The organism is Streptomyces sp. NPDC043952 (assembly GCF_056435325.1).
Window position 1 is genome coordinate 17,306 of sequence record NZ_JBWKES010000058.1, and the last position, 5,867, is coordinate 23,172.

Below are 5,867 nucleotides of genomic sequence, written 5' to 3' on the forward strand. Positions count from 1 at the left end.
CCCTCCATTGCGGGGGAGGCTTTCTTTTTCGTCCTCGTACCTCTCCTTTTGGGTGTGCCCTCAAACCCAAACGACCTCCCCGGGCCCCGCCCGCCCCCCCCCCCCCCCGCCGCCTGCCTCCTGTCCCGCCGCGGCAACACCGTCTTCATCGCCGCGCTCTCCGCCCTGGAGACGGCGGTGATCGCCACGGCGGCCGTCCTCGGGATCGCACCCTGGTGGTTCCCGCTGGTCCTCCTCCCCGTGACGGCGGCCCGCACCGCGCAGTTCACGGTCGGCATGGTGCGCGGCGACGTGCTGCGCGGCCGGCTGCTCGGCATCCGGGCCCACCGGGTCCTGGTCGCCGCCCTGCTCGCGGCCAACCTGCTGTACGCGGCCACGAGTTGACCTGAGCCGGTTACCCGTACACCTGGACATGAGGGAGGAACCGCCGATGGCCGGCACGGACGTCGACGTCGCCGTGGTCGGGGCCGGGATCTCGGGCCTGGCCACCGCCTTCCACCTGGCGGCCACCGGCAGATCGGTGCGCGTGTTCGAGGCGGCGGGCCGGGTCGGCGGGCGGATGGCCGCGCGCCGCCACGAGGGCTACGTCCTGGACGAGGGCGCGGAGCAGATCGCCACCCGTGGCTACGACGCCACCTGGCGGCTGATCCGGGCCGCCGGCCTGCCCGCCGGTGCCGTCGTTCCGGTGGGCGGCCGGATGGCCATCTGGCGCGACGGCCGGGCCCGGCCCGACTTCGGCCATCCGGCGGGGCTGTTGACCGGCGCGGGTATGTCCTGGCGCGGCCGGCTGTCCTGTCTGCGCTTCACCGCGACGCTCCTGCGCCACCGCGGGCGCTTCGACCCCGAGCACCCGGAGGCGACGCCGTTCGGCGACCTGACCGTCGCGGAGTACGCCCGCCGGCACCATCGCGACCTGTACGAACGCCTGTTGCAGCCGATGTCCGGCACCTTCTTCGGCTGGCGGCCCGAGCGGTCGGCGATCGGGCCGATGGCCGTACTGCTGCTCGCCGTCGGCGGTGCCGGAGAGCGCTGGGTGGCGTACCGGGACGGCATGGACACGCTGGCCAGGGCGCTGGCCGGCCGGCTGGACGTCGTCACCGGCACCGCCGCCCTCGCCGTCAAACCGGGCCCGCGCACCGCACGCCTCGACCTGGCCGACGGCACGACGGTGACCGCCGGGCACGTCGTACTCGCCGTACCCGCGCCCGTCGCGCTCGCGCTGCACGCCGATCTCCCGGACGACGAGCGCCCCTACCTGGCCGCGAGCACCTACCGCCCGATGCTCAAGGTGTCCTGCCTGCTCGACCGGCCCCTCCCGAGCCCGACCCGCCGCCCCTCCTACGGCCTCCAAGTGCCCGCCGTGGAGAACCCGGTGTTCGCCGGGGCCATCCTCGACCACGTCAAGGCACCCGGCCGGGTACCGCCGGGACGCGGTCTGGTCAGCCTGTTCGCCTCCCCGTACGCGTCGACGCGGCTGCTGGGCCGCACCGACGACGAGATCGTCTCCGAGCTGGTCGCGCACGCCGAGCGGTACCTGCCGGGCCTGACCGGGGCCACGCACACGGCCTTCGTGGCGCGCTGGCCACACGGTTTGCCGGAGGCGTCGCCCGCCGCGCTGCGCCTGCGCCGCGCCTTCCTCGACCGCCCCCTGCGCCGCGTCGACTACGCCGGCGACTGGCTGGCCCTGCGCCCCAGCAGCGAGGCCGCCGTCCACTCGGCCACGCTCGCCGTGCGCCGGGTCCTCGCCGCCGGGGCCGCCTGATCAGGGGGCGGACCGGGGCGCCCCGGCCCTCCCCCTTCGCGGTGTGTCCCGCTCAGCCGACCGTGATGTTGGAGCTGCCGCTGCTCTGGTAGCCCTCGGTCGACAGGATCATGTAGTTGAAGGCGCCCAGGTTCATGCCGTGGCTCGCCCACGCGTCGAAGTGGTTGCCCGTGGTGATGCTGCCGCCCACCCGCTTGGACTGCCGCACGCTCCAGTACTGGTTGAATGTCGCGGTGCCGATGATGGACGGCTGGTTGACCTGCTGCGTCTCGTAGACGTCGTACGTGCCGCCGTCGCTGCTGACGCTGCCCTTGTACGTGCCCGTGGGCCGGTAGGTGCCCCAGCTCTCCAGGATGTAGTACTCGACCAGCGGGTTGGTGGTCCAGCCGTAGAGCGACAGGTAGCCGTTGCCGGACGGGTTGAAGCCGCCGGAGTAGTTCACGGTGCGGCGGCTGCCGGTGCTCCAGCCCTTGCCGCAGGTGAAGTTGCCGCAGTTGGTCCACGAGGTGCTGTAGTTGCCCCCGGAGCCCAGCGTCATCGAGACCGAACCGCCGCCGTTGGTCCAGAACGAGTACCAGTAGCCGTTGTCGCTGCCCGTCTGGTTGGTGGTGATGGTCGTGGCCGCCTGCGCGGTCCCCGGCAGCAGCAGCCCGGAGGCGGCCAGCGCCAGGGCACCGGCCCCGGCACCGGCGAGGAGATTCCTGCGGCTGATCGGGTGGGCGGTGGGCTTGTCCTCCATGTGCATGCTTCCTCCTCAGGAAGGCTCGCGGAGAAACCGGGACCGCGTGCCACGGCCCCGGAGACACGGGTCGGCCCGCTCGGCGGGGCCACCCGGGTATCGGCCCCGATACTGTTTCCGGAAAATTTCCGGAAGTTGTCGCCGAACGTTAGGGGCGGACCGACGGCCCGTCAACCCCCGCCGCCTCAACAGACCTGCGCCGCCCGCGTGTTGTCCGTACGACGGCCCAAACGGCGGCGCGCGGGATCCGCGATCGGCGATTGCCTATGCTGAGGGCCGCAGGCGAGGAGGCAGGGATGGCAGCACAGGACGCGGGCCGCGTCACCATCGCGGACATCGCGCGGGAGGCGGGCGTCTCCCTGCCGACGGTCTCCCGAGTGCTCAACGGACGCGCGGACGTGTCCCCCTCGACCCGCCGCCGGGTCGAGGACCTGCTGGCCCACCACGGCTACCGGCGGCGCCCCGCCCAGGGAGCCGGCCGCGCGGAACTGATCGACCTGGTCTTCAACGACCTCGACAGCCCCTGGGCCGTGGAGATCCTGCGCGGCGTGGAGGACGTGGCCCACGCCGCGGGCCTGGGCACCGTGGTCTCCGCGGTGCACCACCGCAGTACCTCGGCCCAGCAGTGGCTGGTCAACCTGCGGGCGCGGGCCTCCGACGGCGTCATCCTGGTCACCTCGGACCTCGCCCCCGAACTGCACGCCGAGCTACGGCGCCTGGGCGTGCCCACCGTCATCGTCGACCCGGCCGGTGTCCCCACCTTCGGCATACCGACGATCGGCGCCATGAACTGGGCCGGCGGCCGCAGCGCCGTCGAGCATCTGCTCCAGCTCGGGCACCGGCGCATCGGCGTCATCACCGGCCCCTCCACCCTGCTGTGCAGCCGGGCCCGCCTGGACGGGTACCGGGCCGCGCTGGAATCCGCCGGGGCGGAGATCGACGACCGGCTCGTCCGCCCCGGCGATTTCTCCCACGAGGCCGGTTTCACCGCCGGCACGGAACTGATCACCCTCGCCGACCCGCCGACCGCGATCTTCGCCTCCAGCGACCAGATGGCCCTCGGCGTCTACGAGGCCGCCCGCCAGCACGGCCTGCGCATCCCGGACGACCTCAGCGTGGTCGGCTTCGACGACCTGCCCCAGGTCCAGTGGTCCCCACCGCCCCTGACCACGGTCCGCCAGCCCCTGGACGAGATGGGCCAGGTCGCGGTCCGCACCCTGCTCCGCCTGATCCAGGGCGAGACCCTGGAGAGCCCGCACATCGAACTGGCGACGCAACTGGTGGTGCGCAGCAGCACGGGAGCGGCACGGCGCTGACCTTGGGAGCCGTACGCGCCCCCGGTCGCCCGGAGCGGCGCGCCGGGCGTGACCTACGGCACAGGAACTCTCCGCGGCGTGCGGACAGAAGTGAGTGTGAACAAGTCAGAGAACGACATCCGCCGCCGCGTACGCGAGGGGGATCGTGAGGCGTTCGCCCAGCTGTACGAGGAGTTCGCGCGGCCCGTGTACAACCACGGCCTGCGGCTCACCGGAGACTGGTCGACCGCCGAAGAGGTCATGTCAGAGACGTTTCTGACCGCCTGGCACGCGCGGGCGCGCCTTGAGGAGGAGGGCGGCTCGCTGCTGCCCTGGCTGCTGGGCATCGCCACCCACAAGGCGGACAACGCGCGCCGGAGCACCCGGCGCCGGCAGAGGTTCCTGGCCCGCCAGGTGCCGCCCCGAGAGGTGGAGGACTTCGCCGCCCGGACGGCCGGGCGCATCGACGACGCGCGCCGGCTCCAGGCCGTGCACGCGGCGCTGGGCCGGCTGCGGCGGCAGGAGCGCGAGATCCTCGCCCTGTGCGTGTGGTCCGGACTGGACTACCAGCAGACGGCCGAAGCCCTGGGGATCGCGGTCGGCACCGTGCGGTCCCGGCTCTCCCGTGCCCGCAAGAAGCTCGCCCGGTTCGCGGACGAGAACACCGCACAGGACCGGGAACCGCGGGTCCGCCGCGGAGAGGTGACCAGTGTGGCCGCGATCGCGGCCCTGCCCGTGCGGGAGGAACTCACATGAACGACCGTCACGCTTCCGGTCGGCGGCACGACGACCGCGACGAGATCGCCCGTCTGCTGCCGGCCCCGGCCGACTGGGACCTCCCGCGCGAGCGGCATCTCCGTCACAAGGATCTGCTCATGCGACACATCGACCGCGACCAGGCCGAATCCGCCAGCGGCACACCCACCACCGCACCCACCGGCATCCCCACCACCACGCCCGCCACCGCACCCGCCGCCCCGCCCGCCCGGCGCGCACGGCTCCTGCTGCGGCCCGCGCTCCTCGCCCCGGCGGCCGCGCTGGCCCTGGCCGGTGCGCTGACCGCCGGCGCCGTTCTCAGCGGCAACGGGGGCGGTGACGCGGCACGGCACGCCGCCGGGGACATGCGGCCCGCCGCCGCCCTGCTGCACCGCATCTCCGACGCCGCGGCGGACCACGGGGCGCCCACCGTGCGCGACGACCAGTTCGTCTACACCCGCGAGAAGGTCCGCGGGGCCGATGTGACCAGCGGCAGGGCCGTCGTGGGCCCGCTGCAGGACCGCGAGACATGGATGGCCCAGCGGCCCGGCCCGCTGCACCGGCTCGGCCTGATGCGCACCGACGGCGAGACCCTGCCCATCAACGCCGAACTGGGCGACACCAAGGGCACCCCGGCCGGTCTGAGCCGGCCCACGTACCACTGGCTCGCCTCCCTGCCCACCGACCCGGACAAGCTGCTCGCCTACCTGTACGCCAAGACGCCCGCGACCGCCGGACGGGAACGCGACCAGGCGGTGTTCGAGCAGATCGGCGGCCTGCTCGGCGGAGTCATGCCGCCCCGCACGGCCGCCGCCCTCTACCAGGCCGCCGCGCGGATCCCCGGCGTCGACCGGTCCCCGCGCGCGCGGGACGCCATCGGCCGGCAGGGCCTCGGCATCGTCCGCGACGACAAGCGCTACGGCGTGCGCACCGAGTGGGTCTTCGACACCGAGGACTACTCCTTCCTCGGCTCCCGCAGCTACCTGACGAAGAACACGTCGTACGGCAAGGCCGGCACCCTGCTGTCCAGCACGGCCGAACTCGCCCACGCCGTGGTCGACAAGGCGGGCGTACGCCCCGCAGGCGTAGCGGGTACGGACCGCTCGGGAACCGCCTGATGTCCCGGGCGTCACCCACGAGGAGGGGAACCCCCGGGGGCGGAAGACGGGGGGGGGGGGAAGGGGGGGGGCTTTTTTGTGTTCACCCTCTCCCCACCCTCCTTTGGGACGCCCCCAGTTTTGCCCCCAGTGGGGTTTCCGCACCACAAAGGCCCCCTAAAAGCGTCGCCGCCCCCCCCCGAGGGAGGGGGGAGGTA

General features: G+C 73.4%; 6 protein-coding genes. 5 read left to right on the plus strand and 1 reads right to left on the minus strand.

The genetic code is table 11. The features are described from left to right. The first annotated feature begins 177 nt into the window (after positions 1-177). Together AC069R_RS33360 and AC069R_RS33365 are read left to right on the plus strand one after the other, a co-directional pair. Positions 178-384 (plus strand): hypothetical protein, encoded by a 207-nt coding sequence (locus AC069R_RS33360; RefSeq protein WP_478770447.1) that lies wholly within the window; start codon positions 178-180, stop codon positions 382-384. Positions 385-430: 46 nt separating this feature from the next. Next, entirely contained in the window at positions 431-1,762 is a 1,332-nt protein-coding gene (locus AC069R_RS33365) for a protoporphyrinogen/coproporphyrinogen oxidase (RefSeq protein WP_478770448.1), read from the plus strand. A gap of 52 nt (positions 1,763-1,814) precedes the next feature. Here the strand turns inward: AC069R_RS33365 and AC069R_RS33370 are convergent, their stop codons facing one another. Continuing rightward, positions 1,815-2,507 (minus strand): glycoside hydrolase family 11 protein, encoded by a 693-nt coding sequence (locus AC069R_RS33370; RefSeq protein WP_478770449.1) that lies wholly within the window; start codon positions 2,505-2,507, stop codon positions 1,815-1,817. A 290-nt stretch (positions 2,508-2,797) separates the two neighbouring features. On the opposite strand from AC069R_RS33370, the gene AC069R_RS33375 reads away from it, so the two are divergent. The 3 genes from AC069R_RS33375 to AC069R_RS33385 all read left to right on the plus strand — a co-directional run bounded on the left by AC069R_RS33375 (position 2,798) and on the right by AC069R_RS33385 (position 5,670). Further along, positions 2,798-3,817 (plus strand): LacI family DNA-binding transcriptional regulator, encoded by a 1,020-nt coding sequence (locus AC069R_RS33375; protein ID WP_478770450.1) that lies wholly within the window; start codon positions 2,798-2,800, stop codon positions 3,815-3,817. 117 nt (positions 3,818-3,934) lie between these two features. Further along, positions 3,935-4,552: an RNA polymerase sigma factor gene (locus AC069R_RS33380; RefSeq protein ID WP_478770452.1), complete on the plus strand. Its 618-nt coding sequence runs from the start codon at positions 3,935-3,937 to the stop codon at positions 4,550-4,552. Then, entirely contained in the window at positions 4,549-5,670 is a 1,122-nt protein-coding gene (locus AC069R_RS33385) for a CU044_5270 family protein (protein WP_478770451.1), read from the plus strand. The genes AC069R_RS33380 and AC069R_RS33385 overlap by 4 nt, the downstream gene beginning before the upstream one ends. The last annotated feature ends 197 nt before the right edge of the window (positions 5,671-5,867 follow it).

Bases quoted from the DNA above. Each gene is read 5' to 3' on its own strand.
- AC069R_RS33370 (WP_478770449.1), bottom strand. From the start codon at position 2,507: ATGCACATGGAGGACAAGCCCACCGCCCACCCGATCAGCCGCAGGAAT.
- AC069R_RS33385 (WP_478770451.1), top strand. From the start codon at position 4,549: ATGAACGACCGTCACGCTTCCGGTCGGCGGCACGACGACCGCGACGAG.
- AC069R_RS33365 (WP_478770448.1), top strand. From the start codon at position 431: ATGGCCGGCACGGACGTCGACGTCGCCGTGGTCGGGGCCGGGATCTCG.
- AC069R_RS33375 (WP_478770450.1), top strand. From the start codon at position 2,798: ATGGCAGCACAGGACGCGGGCCGCGTCACCATCGCGGACATCGCGCGG.